18 protein-coding genes and 1 other RNA gene are annotated in these 21,422 nt (G+C 68.5%); 7 read left to right on the plus strand and 12 right to left on the minus strand.

Going from position 1 to position 21,422, the window contains the following annotated elements:
• Positions 1 to 154 precede the first annotated feature (154 nt).
• Complete coding sequence (locus ACTJKJ_RS11140) at positions 155 to 1,288, plus strand: glycosyltransferase (RefSeq protein WP_440820467.1); 1,134 nt, start codon at positions 155 to 157, stop codon at positions 1,286 to 1,288.
• Positions 1,289 to 1,334: 46 nt separating this feature from the next.
• Here ACTJKJ_RS11140 and ACTJKJ_RS11145 read toward each other — a convergent pair whose 3' ends face one another.
• The 12 genes from ACTJKJ_RS11145 to gyrA all read right to left on the minus strand — a co-directional run bounded on the left by ACTJKJ_RS11145 (position 1,335) and on the right by gyrA (position 15,867).
• Complete coding sequence (locus tag ACTJKJ_RS11145) at positions 1,335 to 2,411, minus strand: glycosyltransferase family 2 protein (RefSeq protein ID WP_440820468.1); 1,077 nt, start codon at positions 2,409 to 2,411, stop codon at positions 1,335 to 1,337.
• 7 nt (positions 2,412 to 2,418) lie between these two features.
• Complete coding sequence (locus tag ACTJKJ_RS11150) at positions 2,419 to 3,198, minus strand: glycosyltransferase (RefSeq protein WP_440820469.1); 780 nt, start codon at positions 3,196 to 3,198, stop codon at positions 2,419 to 2,421.
• Positions 3,199 to 3,215: 17 nt separating this feature from the next.
• Positions 3,216 to 4,373 carry a lipopolysaccharide assembly protein LapB gene (gene lapB, locus ACTJKJ_RS11155; protein ID WP_440820470.1) on the minus strand — a complete coding sequence of 386 codons (1,158 nt, stop codon included), beginning with the start codon at positions 4,371 to 4,373 and terminating at the stop codon, positions 3,216 to 3,218.
• Positions 4,363 to 4,662, minus strand: a complete 300-nt coding sequence (locus ACTJKJ_RS11160; protein WP_440820471.1) for a LapA family protein — start codon at positions 4,660 to 4,662, stop codon at positions 4,363 to 4,365. The genes lapB and ACTJKJ_RS11160 overlap by 11 nt, the downstream gene beginning before the upstream one ends.
• Positions 4,663 to 4,809: 147 nt before the next feature.
• On the minus strand, positions 4,810 to 5,124 hold the full coding sequence (locus ACTJKJ_RS11165) for an integration host factor subunit beta (protein ID WP_088403971.1): 315 nt from the start codon (positions 5,122 to 5,124) through the stop codon (positions 4,810 to 4,812).
• A gap of 179 nt (positions 5,125 to 5,303) precedes the next feature.
• Positions 5,304 to 6,989, minus strand: a complete 1,686-nt coding sequence (gene rpsA / locus ACTJKJ_RS11170) for a 30S ribosomal protein S1 (protein WP_067063579.1) — start codon at positions 6,987 to 6,989, stop codon at positions 5,304 to 5,306.
• A gap of 194 nt (positions 6,990 to 7,183) precedes the next feature.
• Complete coding sequence (locus ACTJKJ_RS11175; RefSeq protein WP_440820472.1) at positions 7,184 to 9,205, minus strand: bifunctional 3-phosphoshikimate 1-carboxyvinyltransferase/cytidylate kinase; 2,022 nt, start codon at positions 9,203 to 9,205, stop codon at positions 7,184 to 7,186.
• 41 nt (positions 9,206 to 9,246) lie between these two features.
• The gene (locus tag ACTJKJ_RS11180; protein WP_183480418.1) at positions 9,247 to 10,137 is read right to left on the minus strand and encodes a prephenate dehydrogenase; all 891 of its coding nucleotides are present in this window, start codon (positions 10,135 to 10,137) and stop codon (positions 9,247 to 9,249) included.
• 33 nt (positions 10,138 to 10,170) lie between these two features.
• Entirely contained in the window at positions 10,171 to 11,322 is a 1,152-nt protein-coding gene (gene pheA / locus ACTJKJ_RS11185) for a prephenate dehydratase (RefSeq protein WP_440820473.1), read from the minus strand.
• Positions 11,315 to 12,442, minus strand: coding sequence for a 3-phosphoserine/phosphohydroxythreonine transaminase (serC, locus tag ACTJKJ_RS11190; RefSeq protein WP_297381852.1), 1,128 nt, complete (start codon positions 12,440 to 12,442; stop codon positions 11,315 to 11,317). The genes pheA and serC overlap by 8 nt, the downstream gene beginning before the upstream one ends.
• A 126-nt stretch (positions 12,443 to 12,568) precedes the next feature.
• Entirely contained in the window at positions 12,569 to 13,177 is a 609-nt protein-coding gene (locus tag ACTJKJ_RS11195; RefSeq protein WP_297381850.1) for a DUF2059 domain-containing protein, read from the minus strand.
• A gap of 5 nt (positions 13,178 to 13,182) precedes the next feature.
• A complete protein-coding gene (gene gyrA / locus ACTJKJ_RS11200) occupies positions 13,183 to 15,867 on the minus strand; it encodes a DNA gyrase subunit A (RefSeq protein ID WP_091733230.1) in 2,685 nt (894 codons plus the stop codon).
• A 259-nt stretch (positions 15,868 to 16,126) separates the two neighbouring features.
• Here gyrA and ompA point away from each other — a divergent pair, with 259 nt between their 5' ends.
• The 6 genes from ompA to ACTJKJ_RS11230 all read left to right on the plus strand — a co-directional run bounded on the left by ompA (position 16,127) and on the right by ACTJKJ_RS11230 (position 21,419).
• On the plus strand, positions 16,127 to 16,774 hold the full coding sequence (ompA, locus tag ACTJKJ_RS11205) for an outer membrane protein OmpA (RefSeq protein WP_091733232.1): 648 nt from the start codon (positions 16,127 to 16,129) through the stop codon (positions 16,772 to 16,774).
• A gap of 141 nt (positions 16,775 to 16,915) precedes the next feature.
• Entirely contained in the window at positions 16,916 to 17,617 is a 702-nt protein-coding gene (ubiG, locus tag ACTJKJ_RS11210; protein WP_147240644.1) for a bifunctional 2-polyprenyl-6-hydroxyphenol methylase/3-demethylubiquinol 3-O-methyltransferase UbiG, read from the plus strand.
• A gap of 8 nt (positions 17,618 to 17,625) precedes the next feature.
• Positions 17,626 to 18,321 carry a phosphoglycolate phosphatase gene (gene gph, locus ACTJKJ_RS11215; RefSeq protein ID WP_440820474.1) on the plus strand — a complete coding sequence of 232 codons (696 nt, stop codon included), beginning with the start codon at positions 17,626 to 17,628 and terminating at the stop codon, positions 18,319 to 18,321.
• 108 nt (positions 18,322 to 18,429) lie between these two features.
• Positions 18,430 to 18,803, plus strand: a transfer-messenger RNA (tmRNA) gene (ssrA, locus tag ACTJKJ_RS11220).
• A 103-nt stretch (positions 18,804 to 18,906) separates the two neighbouring features.
• Positions 18,907 to 19,275, plus strand: a complete 369-nt coding sequence (locus ACTJKJ_RS11225; protein ID WP_440820475.1) for a helix-turn-helix domain-containing protein — start codon at positions 18,907 to 18,909, stop codon at positions 19,273 to 19,275.
• Between the two features lie 227 nt (positions 19,276 to 19,502).
• Positions 19,503 to 21,419 carry a DUF7151 family protein gene (locus ACTJKJ_RS11230; protein ID WP_440820476.1) on the plus strand — a complete coding sequence of 639 codons (1,917 nt, stop codon included), beginning with the start codon at positions 19,503 to 19,505 and terminating at the stop codon, positions 21,417 to 21,419.
• Positions 21,420 to 21,422: the final 3 nt, after the last annotated feature.

Genomic DNA, 21,422 nt, shown 5'->3' on the forward strand with positions numbered 1-21,422 from the left:
TTCGCTCCAAGGGGCACCGGCTCCGCCGCCGGGCTCCAGCACAAGCCGTTCCCGCCACACCACCACCTGCCACGGGGCTCATCACCGTGTCGGTGGTGGAGTGGCTGTGGGACTTGCGGGTCGGTAACCGAACGTGCGCCGATACACTGCCGCGATGCTCCCTTCCTCCCCGAGCACGACGGCAACGCCCTCACGCCGCCGCGTGCTGCACTTCGTCACCGGCGGCTTCTCGGGCGCCACGCAGGTGGCCGTCGACCTGTGCCTGGCGCAGCTGCACAGCGAGCGCATCGAACCCATCCTCGTGCTGCGTCGCAAGCAGCGCACCGAGAACCCCACCAAGCTCGACCGCATCCAGGCCCTGCGCGACCAGGGGCTGCCCGTCTACCTCGTGCCGGGCTGGGCCCATCTGGTCACCGTCTGGGCCCTGCGTCGCCTGTGCGAACGCCTGCGGCCCGATGTCGTGGTGGCGCACGGCTTCCCCGAACACCTGCTCGGCCGCCGTGCCGGGCGCCTGGCCGGCGTGCCGGCCCTGGTGCAGGTCGAGCACAACTCGCGCGAGCGCTACACCCCCTGCCGACGCGCGCAGGCGCGCCGTCTCAGCGCCGTGAGCGCGCGCCTGGTCGGGGTGTCGGAAGGCGTGCGTCGACGCCTCGTTGAACTGGGCATGCCGGAAGAGAAGACCGTCGCCATCCCGAACGGCATCCGCCTCGAGCGCTTCGCCGCCGCGGACGCCCATCCGGCCAGCGGTCGCGAACCCGGCATCGTGATGTCGGCCCGCTTCGCCCGTCAGAAGGATCCGCAGACGCTGATCCGCGCGCTCGCCGTGCTGCGCGAGCGCGGCCTGCAGCCGGTGCTGCAGCTCGCCGGCGGCGGCAAGGCCTCCTATCGACGCGCCACCGAGCGGCTGACCCGCCGACTGGGCCTGGACGGACAGGTGCGCTTCCTCGGCCATCACGGCGATGTCCCGGGCCTGCTGATGAGCCAGCGGATCTTCGTGCTGTCGACCCACTGGGAGGGCATGCCGCTGGCGCTGCTGGAAGCGATGGCAGCGGGGTGCGCCTGCGTGGCCTCCCTGGTGCCCGGTGTGGAAGGCGTGCTGGAGGAAGGACGCACCGGGTTGCTGGTGCCCGAGGCGGACCCGGTCGCGCTTGCCGACGCGCTGGAACGCCTGCTGCGGGACCCGGAACTGGCCGGCCGCCTGGGCGCTGCCGCGCGGGCGCGCGCCATCGAGGAGCACGGGGTCGATCTGATGATGCGTCGCTACGAGGCGCTGCTGCTGTCGCTGTGAGGCGTGCCGCGAGGCCTGCGGGCGGAGCTGCTCCCGACGCGGCGGTTCAGGTCGCCGCGGCGGTGCGCGGCCCTTCGGCGCGGCGCAGCCAGTAGCGCAGGCGCAGCGCGCGGACGAACCAGCCGCGCCGCTTGTAGGCCCGGTCGAGCTCGCGCAGCGCGATCGGCGACGCTTCCTCGAAGGCCTGCCGGAACATGGCGACCGCGCTGGTGCAGCCCTCGGGCAGCGCCTTGTCCGCCATGCGCGAGGCGCCGATGAAGTTGCGCGCGGCAAAGTGGGCCCAGGCGAACAGGGCGTCGTCGTCCAGCCCCTTGCCGACCGCCGCGTCGCGCAGGTTGGCGAGCGCGTGGGCCAGGTGCTCGGCCTTGGTGAGGTTGGGGGTGGCCAGGATCGAGCCCTGGCGCTGGCGGTAGGCGACCCAGACCGCGGGCTCGTACCACGCGGTGTCGGCCAGCAGCGCCAGGAAGGGCGTGGTGGCCATGTCCTCGAAGTAGCGGCCGACCGGGAATCGCAGCTGCTCGCCCCAGAGGCTGCGGCGCGCGATCTTGGACCAGCTGTGCATCTGGCCGGCCTCGAAGAGGCCGCGCAGCAGCCGCGACGGGTCGCGCAGCAGCTGGCGCTCCGGGCCGAAGAAGGTGCGCCGGTGCATCTCGCCGCGCAGCTTGTGCTTGAGCTTGACCCGCTCGCGCAGCATGAAGAAGTCGCACAGCACCAGCGCCGGCGCGTGCTCCCGGACCACCGCGCGCAGGCGCGGGATGGCGCCGGGCATCAGGTAGTCGTCGGAGTCCAGGAACCAGACGTAGTCCCCGCGCGCCGCCTGCAGCGTCGTGTTGCGCGCGCCGGAGAGCCCCTGGTTCTGCGCGTGGAACAGCCCCCGCACGCGCACCGGCCCGGACGCGTGCGCCGCCACCAGTTCGCGCACCAGCGCGTCGGAGCCGTCGGTGGAGCAGTCGTCCACCATCAGCACCTCGACGCCGTCGTCGGCCTGGGCCAGCACTGAATCCAGGCACTCGCGCAGGTAGTCCTTGACGTTGTGGACGGGAATCAGCACCGACAGCCACGGCGCGGTGGTGCCGGCGTCCTCGTTGACGCCCGGGGACGACAGGTCGGATGGGCTGCTCATCGGCGCCTCACTCATGCCAGTGGTCGGCGATCCACGCCGCGGGTTTCGGGCGCCGCCAGTTGCCGTTGCTGCGGCCGGCCAGCGCGTCGGGCGGATTCATGACGCCGTGGAAGATCAGGATCCGCGCGCCGTCCGGGATGAACGGCGCCCGGAAGTAGTTCATCGGCCAGCGCGGGATGCTGTGGTACTTGAAGCTCGCGCACCAGTCCGCGTCCCAATAGCTCAGCAGGCCCTTCTTGTGCATCTCGTCCGAGAGGTAGGCCTGTTCGTTGCGGAACTTCGCGCGGATCGCATCGAAGTCGCGACGGAAGGTCGCCAGCACCTCCGGATGAGCGCCCAGGGTGAAGCGGTAGACCGACGAGTTGCCGGTGATGCGCCAGGGGCGCTTCCAGTCGTGAATGATCAGGAACTCGCCGGGCACCTCGAAGAAGGGCGTGATGTCGTCGACGATCACCACGTCCAGGTCGAGGAAGAGGGCGGTGCCGCTCAGGCCGTACTGGGCGACCAGGTCATCGCTGAAGGTGGTCAGCTTGGTCCACCCGCGTTCCGGACTGCCGGGCGGCAGGTCCAGCGGCGGGATGGGCCGGCACTCGACCTCCGGCCGGATGCCGTCGGTGCGATCGGTCAGGCAGACGAAGCGGAAGTCGCCGCGCAGGTGCCGGCGCACCATCGCGTACAGGCGGTTGACGTACTCGGGACCGTACTTGGTGCCCCACTTCATGCAGAGGATGACGCGGTCGCCGCCCGGGGCCGCGGCAGGCGGCGGGGTGGTCGCGGGGGAGCTCATCGGTGTGGTCATCGGGCTCAGAGCTCTTCGACGTGACGGGGCGGGTAGCTGTCCCAGCTGAGGCAGCCGGGGCATTGCCAGAAATAGTGCTGCGACTCGAAGCCGCACGCGGCGCAGCGGTAGCGCTGCAGCGGCCGCACCGCGCGCTGCAGCGCGGCGCCGACGAGCTGGGCCTCGTCGTCGTCCAGCGGCTGCTGGCGCGCCTGGCTCTGCTGCAGCAGCTGCGTCGCGGCGGACAGCGCCGGCTCGACCCGCAGGTGCTCGGCCAGGCGACGGCGCTGCGCCTCGGGCGCTGGTTCGAGCAGCGCGATCGCCTGCAGCAGCGCCATGCTCGGATGGCGGCGGTACTGGGCCTCGATCAGCGCCAGCGCCTGCGCGGCGGTGCCGGTGGATTGCGCCGCCTGGGCGTAGTCGCGCGCGACCAGGTTGAAGGCGTCGGGATTGGCTCTCAGCAGCTCGGCGTACAGCGCCATCGCGCCGGTCTGGTCGCCCTGGCGCGCGAGCATCTGGCCCAGCAGCACGTAGGCGCGGGCCGACTGCGGCGCGCGGGCGCGGGCCTGGTCCAGCCAGCGGCGGGCCTCCGTCACGTCCTGGCGGGCCTGCGCCTCCAGGGCCAGTTCGCACCAGTAGTTGGCGATGCGGCTGGCGAAGCTGCCGGTGCCCGCGGCCTCGAGCTGCTCGGAGACCTCCGCCGCCTTGGCCCATTCGCGCGAGCGCTCGTACAGCGACAGCAGCGCCAGCGCCGCCTCGTGGTCGAAGGCGGTGCCCTTGAGGGCCTCGTAGGCGGTCTCGGCGCGGTCGAACAGGCCGGCCTTGAAGAAGTCCTGGGCCAGCGCGTACTGCGCGCGGTCACGTTCGGACTTGGGCAGGTCGCCGCGCGAGAGCAGGTGCTGGTGCACCCGCACGGCGCGTTCGTATTCGCCGCGGCGCCGGAACAGGTTGCCCAACGCGAAGTGCAGCTCGGAGGTGTCGGGATCGGCCTGCACCGCCTCGATGAAGGCGTCGATGGCCTTGTCCTGCTGCTCGTTGAGCAGGAGGTTCAGCCCCTTGAAGTAGGCGCGCGGGGCGTCGCGCTGTTCACGCTTCCACTGGCGCGAGTCCAGCTTGGAGGCGAGCCAGCCCAGGCCGAAGACCAGGGGGACGCCGATCAGCAGCCAGCTCAGATCAAATTCCATCGGGGATCTTGGGGTCGTTGGCGGAGACGGTCGCCGCCGAAGGCGGCAGGTCGTCCGCCGGAGGGAGCGAGCGCGCGGCGGCGCGCTTGTGGCGCCACCAGGCCGGAATCATCGCCAGCACACCGAAGGCGCAGCCCAGCCCGAAGGTCAGCAGCACCACGATTACCAGCGGAGCACGCCATGCCTGGCCGAAGAACCAGTGCACGACGATCTCCTGGCTGTTGTTCAGCGCGAAGGCGAACAGGCAGAAGAACAGGAAGGCGCGGAAGAGCCAGACCAGGATTCGCATGGGGGGCGATTCTAGGCGCGTGCGAGGATCGCCAAGCCCGGTGCATGACGTTCGGCAGGGCGAGTCCCCCGTCAGGGGCGGGACACCCTCCAACGGGCGAAAAAAAAGCGCCGCGATGCGCGGCGCTCCTGCCTTGGGGCGAGGGGCTCAGGCGGCCTGCTGGTCCTCGTCGGTGACGGGCAGCTGCGCGTCGACGGCTTCGCGCAGGGCCTTGCCCGGCTTGAAGTGCGGCACCAGCTTCTCGGGGATCAGCACCTGCTCGCCGCTGCGCGGGTTGCGGCCCATGCGTGGCGGGCGGCGGTTGATCGAGAAGCTGCCGAAACCGCGGATCTCGATGCGGTGGCCGCGGGCCAGCGCGTCGGACATCGCGTCCAGGATGGTCTTGACCGCGAACTCGGTGTCTCGCTGCGTGAGCTGGCCGAAGCGCTCGGACAAGTGGGCCACCAGGTCGGATCGGGTCATGGTCGTCAGCATCTGAAGAAAAAACAGGCTCGCTGCGGAGCGAGCCTGTCGAAGCGCTTGAGCGTCGGTTGGGCGTGTCTGCGGCGGTCAGGCTAACTCAGCCCGCCGCCGACCAGAACAAGGGATTCTCTTGAGCCCCGGACACCACGCTGCGCGTGGCGCCCAGGTCCCGCGAGGGATCAGCCGTTGTTCTGGTTGTCCAGCTTGGCGCGCAGCAGGGCGCCCAGGCTCGTCGTGCCGGCGTTCTCACGCTCGTTCGACTGCGACAGGCGCTGCATGGCTTGCTGTTCGTCGGCGTTGTCCTTGGCCTTGATCGACAGCTGGATGCTGCGCGACTTGCGGTCGACGTTGATGATCACGGCCGAGACTTCGTCGCCTTCCTTCAGCACGTTGCGGGCATCTTCCACGCGGTCGCGGGCGATTTCCGAAGCGCGCAGGTAGCCGGTGACGTCCTCGCCCAGATCGATCTCGGCGCCACGCGCGTCGACGGTCTTGACCTTGCCGGTCACGGTCATGCCGCGGTCGTTCACCGACACGAAGGTCGAGAACGGGTCGCCGTCCAGCTGCTTGATGCCCAGCGAGATGCGCTCGCGCTCGACGTCCACGGCCAGCACGATGGCTTCGACTTCCTGGCCCTTCTTGTAGTTGCGGACGGCGGTTTCACCCGGCTCGTTCCACGACAGGTCGGACAGGTGCACCAGGCCGTCGATGCCCTGGGCCAGGCCCACGAACACGCCGAAGTCGGTGATCGACTTGATCGGGCCCTTGACGCGGTCGCCACGCTTGACGTTCTCGGCGAACTCTTCCCACGGGTTGGCGCGGCACTGCTTCATGCCCAGCGAGATGCGACGCTTGTCTTCGTCGATCTCCAGGACCATGACTTCCACTTCGTCGCCCAGCGAGACGACCTTGGAAGGAGCCACGTTCTTGTTGGTCCAGTCCATTTCGGAGACGTGCACCAGGCCTTCGATGCCCGGCTCGATCTCGACGAACGCGCCGTAGTCGGCGATGTTGGTGACCTTGCCGAACAGGCGGGTGTTGGCCGGGTAGCGGCGCGACACGCCGAACCACGGGTCGTCGCCCAGCTGCTTCAGGCCCAGCGAGACGCGGTTCTTCTCGGCGTCGAACTTCAGGACCTTGGCCGTCAGTTCCTGGCCGACCGTCACCACTTCGCTCGGGTGACGGACGCGGCGCCAGGCCATGTCGGTGATGTGCAGCAGGCCGTCGATGCCGCCCAGGTCGACGAACGCACCGTATTCGGTGATGTTCTTGACCACGCCGTTGACGATGGCGCCTTCGGTCAGCGTCTCCAGCAGCTTGGCGCGCTCTTCACCCATCGAAGCCTCGACCACCGCGCGACGCGACAGCACAACGTTGTTGCGCTTGCGGTCCAGCTTGATGACCTTGAATTCCATGGTCTTGCCCTCGAACGGGCTCATGTCCTTCACCGGGCGGGTGTCCAGCAGCGAACCGGGCAGGAAGGCGCGGATGCCGTTGACCAGGACGGTCAGGCCGCCCTTGACCTTGCCGGAGACGGTGCCGGTCACGAAATCGCCCGATTCCAGGGCGGTTTCCAGCGACAGCCACGAGGCCAGGCGCTTGGCCTTGTCGCGCGACAGGATGGTGTCGCCGTAGCCGTTTTCGATCGCGTCGATGGCGACCGAGATGAAATCACCGACTTGGACTTCGACTTCGCCCTGGTCGTTCTTGAATTCGTCGACGGGCACGTAGGCTTCGGACTTCAGGCCGGCGTTGACGACCACGAAGTTGTGCTCGATGCGGACGACTTCAGCCGAGATGACCTCGCCGGCGCGCATGTTCGACTTCTGCAGCGATTCCTCGAAGAGGGCGGCGAAAGATTCCATTTGGGACATGTGAGATTTCCTTGCCAGGCACAGAGCGTCCGGCGGCTTGATGCGTCAAGCGGCCTGATCCGAGAGGTGCGAAGGCTTGTGTTGCAAGCGGACTTGCGGGTTAGGTTGTCGAATACGTCACCCCCAGTGGACTGGCGTCCGGAGGGAGGGGTGACGCTCCTTTTGCGTGTCGACCTGAAAACGCCTCAGGCCTTGAACGGACCGCGTTCCTGCCACCAGCTCAACACCAGATCACGGGATTCCCCGATGGTCTGCTGCGAGTTGTCCAGCTCGATCGCGTCCGCGGCGGCCTGCAGCGGAGACGCGCTGCGACCCTTGTCGCGAGCGTCCCGCGCTTCCAGATCAGCGCGCAAGCTGTCGATATTAGCCGGAATTCCCTTGGAAATCAATTGCTTGTGACGCCGCTCGGCTCGCGTGGCGGCACTGGCGGTCAGGAAGACCTTGAGCGCCGCGTCGGGGAAGATCGCCGTGCCCATGTCGCGCCCGTCGGCCACCAGGCCGGGCAGGCGGCGGAAATTCAGCTGCAGCTGATGCAGCGCGCGACGCACCGCCGGATGGGCGCCGACCTGCGAGGCCATCAGCCCGGTCGCTTCCTGGCGCAGCTCGGCCGAGACGTCCTCCTCGTCCAGCAGCACCCGGCCGGACTCGAACTTCAGGTCCAGCGTCGGCACCAGCGCCGCGACCGCCTCGCCATCGGCCAGGTCGACATGGTGGCGCGAGGCGGCCAGCCCGGTCACCCGGTACAGCGCGCCGGAATCCAGCACGTCGTAGCCCAGCGCCTGGGCGACCTCGTCGGTCAAGGTGCCTTTGCCCGAGGCGGTGGGGCCGTCGATCGTGATGACGGGAATGTCCTCGACGTCGGCGCGGACGACGCCGAACAGTGTCTCGAAGTAGTCGGGGAAGGTCTTGGCGACGCATTGCGGATCCAGGATGCGCACCGGCACGGCGGGTCCCTGGCGGTCGTCCTGCAGGCCGTTGAAGGCTGCCAGCGAGAAGCACATCGCGACGCGGTGGTCGTCGTAGGTATGGATGGCCGCCGGCTTCCAGGCCTTGAGCGGATGCACGCGCAGCCAGTCCGGGCCTTCCTCGACCCGCGCGCCGAGCTTGCGCAGCTCGGTCGCCATCGCGGCGATGCGGTCGGTCTCCTTCACGCGCCAGGAGGCGATGTTGCGCAGCGTCGTCGGGCCGTCGGCGTACAGCGCCATCACGGCCAGCGTCATCGCGGCGTCCGGGATGTGGTTGCAGTCCAGGTCCAGCGCCTTGAGCGGCCAGGCGCCGCGGCGCACCTCCAGCCAGTTGGGGCCGATGTCGACCTGGGCGCCCATCGCCTGCGCGGCCTCGACGAAACGGACGTCGCCCTGCACCGAGCTCGAGCCCACGCCCTCGATGCGCACCGGCGCGTCGGTGGCGGCGATCGCGCCGAGCGCGACGAAGTAGGACGCCGACGACGCATCGCCCTCGACGTGCACCTCGCCGGGCGAGCGGTAGCGGCTGCCGGCGGGAATCACGAAACGCTGCCAGTCGTCGTCGCGCTGGACCTGGACGCCGAAGCGCGCCAGCAACTCCAGCGTGATGTGGACGTAGGGCTTGGAGATCAGCTCGCCGGTGACCTCGATGACGAGATCCCGCTGCGCGACCAGGGGCAGGGCGAGCAGCAGGGCGGTGAGGAACTGGCTCGAGACGTCGCCGCGCACGCGCACCGGCGCGTCCAGCGTCAGCGCTGCCGGCCCGTTGAGCCGCAGCGGCGGATAACCCTCCTGGCCGAGGCAGTCGATCGGGCAGCCCAGCGCGCGCAGCGCGTCGACCAGGTCGCCGATCGGGCGCTCATGCATGCGGGGCACGCCGGAGAGTTCGAACTGGCCGCCCTGCGTGGCCGCCAGCAGCGCGAGCGCAGCGGTCAGGGGGCGCATCGCCGTGCCGGCGTTGCCCAGGAAAAGCTTGGCCTGCCGGGTAGTCAACCGGCCGCCGATGCCGGTCACCGACAGCACGCCGTCCGCGCCGGTCTCGAGCTGGCAGCCCAGCTCGCGCAGTGCGGCCAGCATGACCTTGGTGTCGTCCGAGGCCAGCAGGTCGTGGACCCGGGTCACGCCCTCGGACAGGCCGGCCAGCAGCAGCACCCGGTTGGAGATGCTCTTGGAGCCGGGCAGGGACACGGTGCCCGCGGCGCCGCGCAGCGGGGGCAGGTCCAGGAAGGGAATCTTGTACATGGCGCGGTGGGCGCGCGGCGCGCCGCGCACACGGAAAGGGGTTACTTGGACTTCGACGGCGGCGCGGCCGGGGCGCCGAGCTGCCATTGCGCGCGGCCTTCGGAGGCCTGCCGGATCATCGTCTCGAGCGCGTGCGCGTCACCCTGGCGGATCGCCTGCTCCATCTGGTCCAGCACCTCGCGGAAGCGCTGCGACTGCGTCAGCAGGTCCTGCCGGTTGGCCATCAGGATGTCGCGCCAGACCGTCGGATCGCTGGCGGCGATCCGGGTGAAGTCGCGGAAGCCGGAACCGGCCAGGCTCAGGAAGTCGCGGCCCGAGGGCTGTCTGGCGACCGAGCTGAAGTAGGCGTAGGCCAGCAGGTGCGGCAGGTGACTGACCGCGGCGAAGGCTTCGTCATGGTGGTGCGGCGCCATCTTGAGCACCTGCGACCCCAGCGCCGACCAGACGTCGGTCGCCTTCTGCACCATCTCCGGCCGGGTCTGCTCCAGCGGCGTCAGGATGACCTGGCGACCCTGGTAGAGCGCGGCATCGGCATGCTGCACGCCGGCAGTTTCCTTGCCGGCGATCGGATGCGCGGGCACGAAGCTCGGGAACTGCTTGCCGAGCGCGCGCTTGGCCGCGTCGACGACATCGCTCTTGGTCGAGCCCACGTCCATCAGCAGCACGTCGGCCCGCACCAGGTGGCGGATGGCCTTGAGCGTGGACTCGGTCGCGGCGACCGGCACCGCCACCAGCACGATGTCCGAACCGGACACGGCCAGCAGCGCCGATTCGGCGGCGATGTCGATCACGCCCATGCGACGGGCGGTGTCGGTCGTCGACGGGCTCTTGCTGTAGCCCACTACCCGGCGCACCAGGCCGGCTTTCTTCATGGCCAGCGCGAACGAGCCGCCCATCAGGCCGCAACCGATCACGCCGAGTTGGTTGTACATCGCGAGGAACCTCTTTCGCTCAAGACTTCAGCGTCAGGACTTCAGCGGGTAGGCGCCGATGACCTTGTAGAACGCGCACAGCTCCCGCAGCTCCGCCAGCGCCGAGGCGACGTGCGGCTGCGACGGGTGGCCGTCCAGGTCGATGTAGAAGTAGTACTCCCACTGACCGGTGCGGGCCGGACGCGACTCCAGGCGGGTCATGGACACGCCGTGCTTCTTCAACGGCACCAGCAGATCATGCATCGCGCCCGGGCGGTTCGCCACGGAGACGATGAGGCTGGTGCAGTCGCGCCCCGTGGCCGGGGGGGTGGCCATGGTCTGCGGCAGGCAGATCACGGCGAAACGGGTGCGGTTGTAGGCCTCGTCCTGCACCGCGTGCGCGGTGATGTGCAGGCCGAACAGCGTCGCCGCGCGCTCGCTGGCGATCGCGGCGTAGGCCGGGTTCTCGGCCGCCAGCCGCGCGCCTTCGGCGTTGCTGGACACGGCGCGGCGCTCGGCGTTCGGCAGGTGCTTGGACAGCCAGTTCTGGCACTGCGCGAGCGCCTGGGGGTGCGCCAGCACCGCCTCGACGCCTTCCAGCGAGTTCTCCTTGCGCAGCAGGTTGTGGCGGATCAGCAGGCTGACCTCGCCGACCACATGCGTGGGCGTGTGCAGGAACAGGTCGAGCGAGCGCGTCACCACGCCCTCGGTCATGTTCTCGACGCCGACCACGCCGTACTGCGCGCTGCCGGAGGCGGTCGCGTGGAAGACCTCGTCGAAGCTGTTGCAGTAGATCAGGTCGGCGGCGCCGCCGAAGTATTCGATCGCGGCCTGCTCGCAGAAGGTGCCGAAGGGGCCCAGCACGGCGACCCGCTGCGGCGACTCGAGCGCGAGGCAGGCGGACATGATCTCGCGCCAGATGGCGGCGACGTGTTCGCCCTTGAGCGGGCCCTGGTTGGCTGCCTTGATCTTGGCGATGACCTGGGCGACCCGGTCGGGGCGGAAGAAGGGCGTGCCGTCGCGGCGCTTGATCTCGCCGACCTGCTCGGCGACATGGGCGCGCTGGTTCAGCAGCGTCAGCAGTTGCGAGTCGAGCGCGTCGATCTGGTCGCGCAGCGCGAGCAGTTCGGGGTCGGCCACCGGGGCCGGCGGGATCGGGGCGTCGCCGGGCGCCTCGGGCAGGGAGGTGTTCGGCGTGTCAGCCATGTCGGGTTTCGAAGTCTTTCAGGTAGCTCACCAGAGCCTGGACGCCCTCCAGCGGCATCGCGTTGTAGATCGATGCCCGCATGCCGCCCACCGACTTGTGGCCTTTGAGTTGCAGCAGCCCCCGCTCCTTGGCGCCAGCCAGGAAGGCGTCGTTCAGACGCTCGTCGCGGAGGAAGAACGGGACGTTCATCCGCGAGCGGCACGACGCCGCCACGCGGTTTTCATACAGGGAGGAGCCGTCCAGCGCCGCGTAGAGCAGGGCGGCCTTGTCGATGTTGCGCTGCTCGATCGCGGCCAGGCCGGTCTTGCCGCCGTAGGCGAAGCGCTTGAGCCACTGGAACACCAGGCCGGCGACGTAGATGCCGAAGGTCGGCGGCGTGTTGTACATCGACTGCGCCTCGGCCACGATCTTGTAGTCGAAGGCGGAGGGGCAGATCGGCAGCGCGTGGCCCAGCAGGTCCTCGCGGACGATCACCAGCGTCAGGCCGGCCGGACCGATGTTCTTCTGCGCGCCGGCGAAGGCGAGCCCGACCTTGGACCAGTCCACCGGGCGCGACGCCACGTGGGAGGAGAAGTCGATCGCCAGCGGCGCGTCATGGCCCAGCGCCTGGAGGTCGGGCAGGGCCTGGAATTCGATGCCGTCGATGGTCTCGTTGGTGCAGACGTGCACGTACGAGGCGTCCCGGCGCAGCTGCCAGGTCGAGGGTGCGGGAATGTCGAGGTAGCGGCCGTCGGCGCCGGGGAGCTCGGCGGCATTGGCGGCGATGCGAACGTCGGCATAACGCCTGGCTTCGGCGGCGCTCTTCTTCGACCAGGAGCCGGTGACGACGACGTCGACCGCGCCGCCGCGCGACAGGTTCAGCGGCAGGATCGCGTTCTCGCCGAGCCCGCCCCCTTGCATGAACAGGATGCGGAAGTTTTCGGGCACCTGCAGCAGCTCGCGCAGGTCGGCCTCGGCGGCTTCGTAGATCGAGATGAACTCGCGGCCGCGGTGGCTCATCTCCATCACGCTCATGCCGGAGCCGTGCCAGTCCAGCATCTCCTCGGCCACCTGGCTCAGGACCTCGGGGGGGAGGGCGGCGGGACCGGCGGAGAAGTTGAAGGGGCGGACGGCTGGCATGGGGAAGGCGCGGTGAGAACGGGACGACAGCCGGGGCGCCGATGCCGGTCGACTGGATCGACGCGGCGGGGCGCCCCGGGCGGAGCGATGCCGGCCTGGGGCCGGCACCGGGCCGCGGTGGCGGACTTACTTCTTCGGCGTCGGCGCGGGCTTGGCGGCCGGCTTCGGGGCCGAGGCCGCCGGCGCCGGACCCGCTTCCAGGCCGAGCTGCTTGGCGACGCTCTGCTGCAGCGCGGTGAACTTCTCGTCCAGCTGCTTGCCGTTGTCGTCGATCAGCTTCTTCGTGTAGAGGCTCTGCAGCTCCTGCGAGGACTCGGCGAACTTCTTGCTCACCGGCGATTCCAGCCAGGCCAGCAGCTGCTTGAGCTCGTCCTCGGTGAACTTCTCGTCCAGCGCCACGCCCATGGTCGACGGGGCCAGCTTCATGCCCTTGTCGACCAGCGGCTTGGCGTTGTCTTCCAGGAACTTGCGCAGGTCGGCATCGATCTGCTTGGCGGTGGCTTCGCGCTTGGCTTCGGGCACGTTGCGCAGGGCCGGCGCGGCCTTGGCGGCCAGTTCATTGACCGGGCGGCTCAGCACGCCCATGGTCAGGGCCTCGATCGCGGGCTGCTGGATCTTCAGGATCTTCGCGATGACGTCCTTCTTGGACTGCGGGCTGTCAGCCTTCTGCGCGAAGACGACGGGGCTCGCCAGCAGCGAGGCGGCGATGGCGCCGGCTTGGATGGACTTCAGCAACAAGGTCATTCCTTCACGTCGGGGGTGGAGTCGCCCGCGGCGCTCGTGGCGTCGCCGGCATCGGAACCGGCGCCGCCCGCGGCGTCGTCGGTCGATTCTGTCGTCTCGTTCGCATCGTTCTCGACGATGCGCTGCAGGCCCGAGAGCTTGGCGCCCTCGTCCAGCGAAATCAGCGTCACGCCCTGCGTGGCGCGACCCAGTTCGCGGATCTCGGCCACCCGCGTGCGTACCAGCACGCCAGTGTCGGTGATCAGCATGATCTCATCCTCGGGGCGGACCAGCGTCGCCGCGACGACCTTGCCGTTGCGCTCGCTCTGCTGGATGGCGATCATGCCCTTCGTGCCGCGGCCGTGGCGCGTGTATTCCACGATGCTGGTGCGCTTGCCGTAGCCGTTCTCGGTGGCGGTCAGCACGCTCTGCGTCTCGTCCTCGGCCACCAGCATCGCGATCAGGCGCTGGTCGGGTTCGAGCATCATGCCGCGCACGCCGCGGGCCTGGCGGCCCATCGGGCGGACGTCGTCCTCGTCGAAGCGCACGGCCTTGCCGCCGTCGGAGAACAGCATGACGTCATGCTGGCCGTCGGTCAGCGCGGCGCCGATCAGGTAGTCGCCCTCGTCCAGGTCGACGGCGATGATGCCGGCCTTGCGCGGGTTGCTGAAGTCCTTCAGCGAGGTCTTCTTGACGGTGCCCAGCGCGGTGGCGAAGAAGATGAAGTGGTCTTCCGGGAACGAGCGGAATTCGCCTGTCAGCGGCAGCACGACGTTGATCTTCTCTTCGGGCTGCAGCGGGAACATGTTGACGATCGGCTTGCCGCGCGCGTTGCGCGAGCCCTGCGGCACTTCCCAGACCTTCAGCCAGTACACGCGACCGCGGTTGCTGAAGCACAGCATCCAGTCATGCGTATTGGCGATGAAAAGCTGGTCGATCCAGTCGTCGTCCTTGGTGGCCGTGGCCTGCTTGCCGCGGCCGCCGCGGCGCTGGGCGCGGTACTCGCTCAGCGCCTGGCTCTTGATGTAGCCGGTGTGGGACAGCGTCACGACCATATCGGTCGGCGTGATCAGGTCCTCGGTGCCGAGTTCCTGGGCGTTGTGCTCGATCACGCTGCGGCGCGCGCCCAGCTTGGTCTGGCCGAACTCCTGGCGCACCGACGCCAGTTCGTCGCCGATGATCGTCGTCACGCGCGCGGGCGTGGCAAGGATGTCCAGCAGGTCGGCGATCTGCGCCATCACGTCGCGGTATTCGCCGACGATCTTGTCCTGCTCCAGCCCGGTCAGGCGCTGCAGGCGCATCTGCAGGATCTCGCCGGCCTGGTCGTCGGACAGCTTGTAGAGCCCGTCCTCCTGCATGCCGTATTGCGCCGGCAGGCCTTCGGGACGGTAGGCGTTGCGGCCGCCGGCGGTCTCGCCCTCGGCGCGCGACAGCATCTCCCGCACCAGCGAGGAATCCCAGGCCCGCGCCATCAGCTCGGCCTTGGCCACCGGCGGGGTCGGGCTGCGCTTGATGATCTCGATGAAGTCGTCGATGTTGGCCAGCGCCACCGCCAGGCCTTCCAGCACATGGCCGCGCTCGCGCGCCTTGCGCAGTTCGAACACGGTGCGGCGGGTGACGACCTCGCGGCGGTGCTCCAGGAAGACCGTGATCAGGTCCTTCAGGTTGCACAGCTTGGGCTGGCCGTCGACCAGCGCCACCATGTTCATGCCGAAGCTGTCCTGCAGCTGGGTCTGCTTGTACAGGTTGTTCAGGACGACTTCCGGGACCTCGCCGCGCTTGAGCTCGATCACCACGCGCATCCCGGACTTGTCGGACTCGTCCTGGATGTGGCTGATGCCCTCGATCTTCTTTTCCTGGACCAGCTCGGCGATGCGCTCGAGCAGGGTCTTCTTGTTCACCTGATAGGGGATCTCGTCGACGATGATCGCCTGGCGCTGGCCGCGGTCGATGTCCTCGAAATGGACCTTGGCGCGCATCACGACCTTGCCGCGGCCGGTGCGGTAGCCCTCGCGCACGCCCGACAGGCCGTAGATGATCCCGGAGGTGGGGAAGTCCGGCGCGGGGATGATCTCCATCAGCTCGTCGATCGAGCAGTCAGGATTCTTCAGCGCGTGCAGGCAGGCGTCGACGACCTCGTTGAGGTTGTGCGGCGGGATATTCGTGGCCATGCCGACCGCGATACCGGCCGCGCCGTTGATCAGCAGATTCGGAAGGCGCGCCGGCAAAACCAGCGGTTCCTTTTCGCTGCCGTCGTAGTTCGGGCCATAGTCGACGGTTTCCTTGTCGATATCGGCCAGCATTTCGTGGGCGATTTTCGACAAGCGGATTTCGGTGTATCGCATGGCCGCGGCGTTGTCGCCGTCGACCGAGCCGAAATTCCCCTGTCCGTCCACCAGCATGTGGCGCAGCGAGAAGTCCTGCGCCATCCGGACGATGGTGTCGTACACGGCGCTGTCGCCGTGCGGGTGGTATTTACCGATGACGTCGCCGACGATACGGGCCGACTTCTTGTAGGGCCGGTTCCAGTCGTTGTTCAGTTCGTGCATCGCGAAGAGCACGCGCCGGTGCACCGGCTTGAGGCCGTCGCGGGCGTCGGGCAGCGCACGGCCGACGATCACGCTCATCGCGTAATCCAAGTAGGAGCGGCGCATCTCCTCTTCGAGGCTGATCGGCAGGGTTTCCTTGGCGAACTGGGTCATGCGCTGGGGGCCGCGCGCACGCGTGCGCAGCCTCTGGAGAGATCGGAAGTCGGTGATTCTAATTGCGCGCGCTTGTCGTGCTTGCGCAACACGTTCATGAACAGTTGCAGCGCGTGCCGCGAGAATGGAGGCGTCCTGTTGCCCTATGGCACAATCGGTTCGTCCCTAGGAGAAACCCTTGGTCAGGGAACTCCTGAGGTTTTAGTTCCGACATTGGACGTTTCGCAGGGCAACTGCGGCTTTCCTTGAGAGGAGAATCATGAAGAAACTGAACCGCGTGGCAGCGCTCTTTGCTGTCGCCGCTGTGGCCACCTCGGGCGTCATGGCCCAAACCGTGGACAACTGGCGCGCAACGGATGGCACCGTTTGGAAGAACGGCACCAACGAGCTGTGCTGGCGCGATGCATTCTGGACCCCGGCCACGGCCGCCAAGGACTGCGACGGCGCCCTGAAGCCGGTGGCTGCTCCTGTGGCTGCTCCGGCTGCTCCGGCCCCCGCCCCGGCGGTGACCCCGGCCCCGGCGCCCAAGCCGGTGGTGGCTCCGACCAGCGAAAAGGTCACCTACGCCGCTGACGCCTTCTTCGACTTCGACAAGTCGGTCCTGAAGCCGGAAGCCAAGGCCAAGCTGGATGACCTGGTCTCGAAGACCGGCGGCATCAACCTGGAAGTGATCATCGCCGTCGGCCACACCGACAGCGTCGGCACGGATGCCTACAACCAGAAGCTGTCGGTTCGCCGCGCTGAAGCCGTGAAGGCCTATCTGGTGTCGAAGGGTCTGGAAAAGAACCGCGTCTACACCGAAGGCAAGGGCAAGAAGCAGCCCATCGCCGACAACAAGACCGCGGAAGGCCGCGCCAAGAACCGCCGCGTCGAAATCGAAGTGGTCGGTACCCGCGCCGTCAAGTAAACGGTACGGTGGCGACTTCGGTCGCCATCCCGCAAACCCCGCCAGCCATCAGGCTCGCGGGGTTTTTTCATTGATGTGTCATCGGCGCGGCGCGCGCGGAATCGAGCCTCCCGCCGGTGGGCTCGGCTACCATTGCGCCCCATGGCGAATGTCGATGCAAAAGAGCTCGAGAAGTTCAGCGAGCTGGCCCACCGCTGGTGGGATACCGAAAGTGAATTCAAGCCGCTTCACCAGATCAATCCCTTGCGATTGAACTGGATCGACGGCCTCTGCGGCTTGCAAGGCAAGACGGCGCTGGACGTCGGTTGCGGCGGCGGCATCCTGGCCGATGCGATGGCGCGCAAGGGAGCGAACGTGCTGGGCATCGACCTGGCGACGAAATCGCTGCGCGTGGCCGAATTGCATGCGATGGAGGCGGGTACCGAGAACGTCGCCTACCAAGAGATCGCCGTTGAAGATCTGGCGCGGGAGCGCCCCGCCTCCTTCGATGTGGTGACCTGCATGGAGATGCTTGAGCATGTGCCGGACCCTGCGTCGGTGGTCACCGCGCTGGGGCAACTCGTGAAGCCCGGCGGGTGGGTGTTCCTGTCGACGCTGAATCGCAACGCCAAGTCCTTCCTCTTCGCGATCGTCGGCGCGGAGTACGTCCTGCGCATGCTGCCCGCCGGAACCCACGAATACGCGCGCTTCATCCGCCCGTCGGAGCTGGCGCAGATGTGCCGAGACGCCGGCTTGGAAGTGCAAGGCGCGAAGGGCCTGACCTTCAACCCGCTCACCCAGCGCTATGCCTTGAACGCGGATACCGACGTCAACTACCTGCTGGCTTGCCGCCGTCCCGCATGAGCGCGGCGATGCTGAATTCGCCTGTCGGCGTGGGCACGCGCGCCGCGATCAGGACGGTGTTGTTCGACCTGGACGGCACGCTGGTGGACAGCGCCCCGGATCTGGCCGGCGCGACCAACGAAATGCTCGTCGCGCGCGGCCTGCCCGAGGTGCCGTTCGAGCGCCTGCGTCCGATGGTGGGCGCGGGCGCGCGCGGAATGATGGGCGTGGCCTTTGGCGTGTCGCCAAAGGAGATGACGTTCCCCGCGCTCCGCGACGAGTTCTTCGACCGCTACGAGCGACGCCTGCTTCGCGCGACACGCCCGTTCGACGGTGTCGCTGCGATGCTGCAGGCGCTGTCCGACGACGGCTTGAGCTGGGGCATCGTGACCAACAAGTCGGAGCGCTTTGCGCTGCCGCTGGCGCGGGGGCTCGGTTGGTCCGAACGCGCGGCGGCGGTGGTTGGAGGCGACACGACGCCGCACAGCAAGCCGCACCCGGAGCCGCTCCTGGAGGCGGCCCGTCGGGCCGGCGTCGCGCCGCGCGAGTGCGTGTATGTCGGAGATGACGCGCGCGATGTGCTGGCGGGACGAGCGGCGGGCATGCCGACGATTGCCGTGCGCTGGGGCTACCTGGGGGATGGCGAACCGATCGAGGCCTGGGGCGCGGACGTGGTTCTCGACACCCCATCGCAGCTCGTCGAGTGGCTGAGAGCCGCGCGCTGAGCCTGTGGCTCAAGCGTTCAGGGTCGCCGCGAATCGAACTTCAGAAAGATTACTGCCGCCCGGGGCTTGAAGTCCGCGCGACTGGCATAATCTGCGACTTCTCTCTCTGGGGCCGACCTGGTTTCGACGTGGGTACGGATTCGGAGTAGGGCATGCCGAGGGCCAGGCACCTCGTAAATCCATCTGGAAAAAACCAACTGCGAACGATAACACGTACGCTCTCGCGGCTTAAACCCCGCGGACCTCTCACCGGTTGGCCGATGGGCCGGGTGAAGGGACGCAAGTCCTGACACAGAGAGGTTATTCACATTGGCTGGCTGTCATTCGTGCACCTTGGGTGACGGCGAGATTTAGGGTGCTGGCTGATTCCGCAGCGTGCTCCTGCGCGACGGGGTTGGCGAGAACCAAATCAGAGAGCTAAGCATGTAGAACTGCCCGATGAAGGCTTGCGGACGCGGGTTCAATTCCCGCCGGCTCCACCATCTTCGACACCCAGCGCCAATGAACGACAAAGGCGCTGGGCTCGTCTGAACGTCGGAAATTGGCGTTCATAGGCGTTCGATTCGCGCCGAAATTCGCACCGATATGGCCGTCACACGTCGGTCAATCGGCGGTCTTGGAGTTCGTTTGCCCACCTTTGCAGACCGGCTGCGCAAAGAGCGCCAGAAGACGGGAATGAATCAGACGGACTTTGGCGCGCTGGGAGGCGTGGCCAAGTCGGCCCAAATCAACTATGAGAAGGGCGAGCGCAGCCCGGGCGCGGACTACCTGTTGGCGTTGATTCCATACGGGATCGATGTGTCTTACCTGCTGACCGGCGAGCGCGTCGCAAAGCGGAGCACCGCCTTGGATGAGCGTCGCTCCGGACTCTTGGCCCTGCTCGAGGTGCTGAGTCCGGAACAACTGGACGCTCTGGAAGTGGTGCTGAAAGGGTTGGCGAAGCGAGGCGACTGATCGACCTCAGGCTCTGCCGGATTGTTTCTCGCCGCGGGCCTGAACCCCTTCATGGCGCCGCACGGCTTGGCCCCATCCGTCGCGGCCGACGGACAGTTCCTGGATTTTTCGCGACCTGCTCGCGCAGGCGTGTACCGGACCGCGCGGCGGTTGACGATACTTCCGCGCGTCGCGCCTCGAGGGAGCTGCCGCACGGTGCGGCGGAGCGAGGCCACAGCGCGTCCACCATGCTTGCATCCGTCCTTGACCATCGCCACCGCGGCGCTTCGTCGCTGCGTTCCTCCGGGCCCTGGCACCTCGTGGCCATCGCCGTCGCCACCGCGGCGCTGACGGCCTGCGGCGGCGGCTCGTCGGACGACGACCCCGCGCCTGAGGTCGCGCCCCGGACTGCGGTGACCCTGGTGCGCGTCGCTGCGGAGGCGGCGGGAAGCCACTGCGCCGCGGGCGGCACGCGCGTGGAGTCCGGCGCGGATGCCGACGGCAACGGCCAGCTCGCCGACGGCGAGGTGTCCAGCACGCAGTACGTCTGCAACGGTCTGAACGGCGGCGCGGGTGCCGAGGGCCGGTCGATGCTGGTTCGAGTCCGAGCCGAAGCCGTCGGCGCCAACTGCGCGCAAGGCGGCTCGGCGGTGATGGCGGGACTGGATGCCGACGGCAACGGCGCGCTGGACTCGGGTGAGGTCAGCAGCGTGGCCTATGTCTGCAATGGCGCGAACGGCTCCAACGGCTCAAACGGCACGAATGGCTCAAACGGCACGCCAGGCTCCGCCGGCCCCACGGGACCGACCGGCGCCTCGGGCCTCGACGCCCTCGTCGCGGTCACCGCGGAGTCGGCCGGCGCGAATTGCGCCTATGGCGGCCAGCGCGTGCAATCCGGCCAGGACGCCAACCGCAACGGCGTGCTGGATGCCGGCGAGGTGACGTCCACGGCCTATGCCTGCAGTGCCGCGCCGGCGGACACGCGCTGGGTGAATGTGACGTCCTCCACCGCGCAGGCCGACTCGAACACCGGTTATCTCGCCAATTCGAGCGGGCCCGTGGTCCTCACGCTGCCCGCTTCACCGGCCGTGGGCGACTGGATCAAGGTCACCGGAGTGGGCGCCGGCGGTTGGACGATCGCGCAGAACGCCGGCCAGCGGATCACGACGACCGGATTGCCCGGCGGCAACACCGTGACCTGGACGGCCCAGGCACCGACGGGCACCTGGGTCGCCGTGGCGATGTCGGCTGACGGCGCACGCCAGGTCGCCGCGGCGGCATCCGGCGAGCTCTACACGTCCGAGGACGCCGGCGCGCACTGGACCGTGCGTCTCACCGGCCAGACGTGGTCCAGCGTCGCGATGTCCTCCGACGGACAGACGATCCTGGCGGCGGTCGATGGCGGAGCGCTCTACCTGTCGACGGACGGAGGGAACAACTGGTCCAACGACGGCAGCAGCAGGGCGTGGACCGCCGTCGCCAGTTCGGCCGACGGCACGCGCCTGGTGGCCACGGCCTACCTCGGACAGATCTGGACCTCGGCCGACAGCGGCGGCAGCTGGACGGCGCGCGACAGCAATCGCGCCTGGCGCACCGTGAGCGCCTCGGCGGACGGCCGCGTGCAGGTCGCGGGCACCAACGGCTCGCAGCTGTACGTGTCGACGGACTACGGCGTCAACTGGACCGCGCGGGCCTCCGCCCAGTTCTGGTGGGGGTCGGCGGCATCGGCCGATGGACGGCGCCTGTACGCCACGGTCGACACGGGCGCGATCTGGCGCTCCGATGATTTCGGCACCTCGTGGGAAGCCGTGACGGTGAGCCGGGACTGGCGCGGCATTGCGACTTCGGCGGATGGGCGTCATGTGGTGGCCGCCACGAATGGCGGCGCGCTCTACGAGTCGTCGGACGGTGGCCAGACCTGGCGGTCCACGGCCGATGCGAGCGCCTGGACGACGGTGGCCAGCAGCGCGAACGGCCTGACCCTGCTGGCCGGCAAGTCCGGCGCGGCGCTGTACGCCGGCACGCGGCGGACATCCACCACCTCGGGGGTGAGCGGCTCGCTGTCCGGGGGGCAGGGCGACACGCTGCAACTGCAGTACGTCGGCGGCGGCGTATTCATGCCGATCAGCTATGTCCTGGCGAACCTGACGTTCTCGCCGCAGTGACCC

Origin of the sequence: Roseateles sp. 22389, assembly GCF_052044995.1 — a bacterium.
Classification (GTDB): domain Bacteria; phylum Pseudomonadota; class Gammaproteobacteria; order Burkholderiales; family Burkholderiaceae_C; genus Roseateles.

What these genes read in the sequence shown, in the direction of transcription:
- gyrA (WP_091733230.1), bottom strand. Translation starts at nt 15,867, where the DNA reads ATGACCCAGTTCGCCAAGGAAACCCTGCCGATCAGCCTCGAAGAGGAG.
- rpsA (WP_067063579.1), bottom strand. Translation starts at nt 6,989, where the DNA reads ATGGAATCTTTCGCCGCCCTCTTCGAGGAATCGCTGCAGAAGTCGAAC.
- ACTJKJ_RS11225 (WP_440820475.1), top strand. Translation starts at nt 18,907, where the DNA reads ATGGCCGTCACACGTCGGTCAATCGGCGGTCTTGGAGTTCGTTTGCCC.
- ACTJKJ_RS11145 (WP_440820468.1), bottom strand. Translation starts at nt 2,411, where the DNA reads ATGAGCAGCCCATCCGACCTGTCGTCCCCGGGCGTCAACGAGGACGCC.
- ACTJKJ_RS11230 (WP_440820476.1), top strand. Translation starts at nt 19,503, where the DNA reads ATGCTTGCATCCGTCCTTGACCATCGCCACCGCGGCGCTTCGTCGCTG.
- ACTJKJ_RS11175 (WP_440820472.1), bottom strand. Translation starts at nt 9,205, where the DNA reads ATGTACAAGATTCCCTTCCTGGACCTGCCCCCGCTGCGCGGCGCCGCG.
- ACTJKJ_RS11165 (WP_088403971.1), bottom strand. Translation starts at nt 5,124, where the DNA reads ATGACCCGATCCGACCTGGTGGCCCACTTGTCCGAGCGCTTCGGCCAG.
- ompA (WP_091733232.1), top strand. Translation starts at nt 16,127, where the DNA reads ATGAAGAAACTGAACCGCGTGGCAGCGCTCTTTGCTGTCGCCGCTGTG.
- pheA (WP_440820473.1), bottom strand. Translation starts at nt 11,322, where the DNA reads ATGGCTGACACGCCGAACACCTCCCTGCCCGAGGCGCCCGGCGACGCC.
- ubiG (WP_147240644.1), top strand. Translation starts at nt 16,916, where the DNA reads ATGGCGAATGTCGATGCAAAAGAGCTCGAGAAGTTCAGCGAGCTGGCC.
- serC (WP_297381852.1), bottom strand. Translation starts at nt 12,442, where the DNA reads ATGCCAGCCGTCCGCCCCTTCAACTTCTCCGCCGGTCCCGCCGCCCTC.
- lapB (WP_440820470.1), bottom strand. Translation starts at nt 4,373, where the DNA reads ATGGAATTTGATCTGAGCTGGCTGCTGATCGGCGTCCCCCTGGTCTTC.
- ACTJKJ_RS11180 (WP_183480418.1), bottom strand. Translation starts at nt 10,137, where the DNA reads ATGTACAACCAACTCGGCGTGATCGGTTGCGGCCTGATGGGCGGCTCG.
- ACTJKJ_RS11140 (WP_440820467.1), top strand. Translation starts at nt 155, where the DNA reads ATGCTCCCTTCCTCCCCGAGCACGACGGCAACGCCCTCACGCCGCCGC.
- gph (WP_440820474.1), top strand. Translation starts at nt 17,626, where the DNA reads ATGCTGAATTCGCCTGTCGGCGTGGGCACGCGCGCCGCGATCAGGACG.
- ACTJKJ_RS11160 (WP_440820471.1), bottom strand. Translation starts at nt 4,662, where the DNA reads ATGCGAATCCTGGTCTGGCTCTTCCGCGCCTTCCTGTTCTTCTGCCTG.
- ACTJKJ_RS11150 (WP_440820469.1), bottom strand. Translation starts at nt 3,198, where the DNA reads ATGAGCTCCCCCGCGACCACCCCGCCGCCTGCCGCGGCCCCGGGCGGC.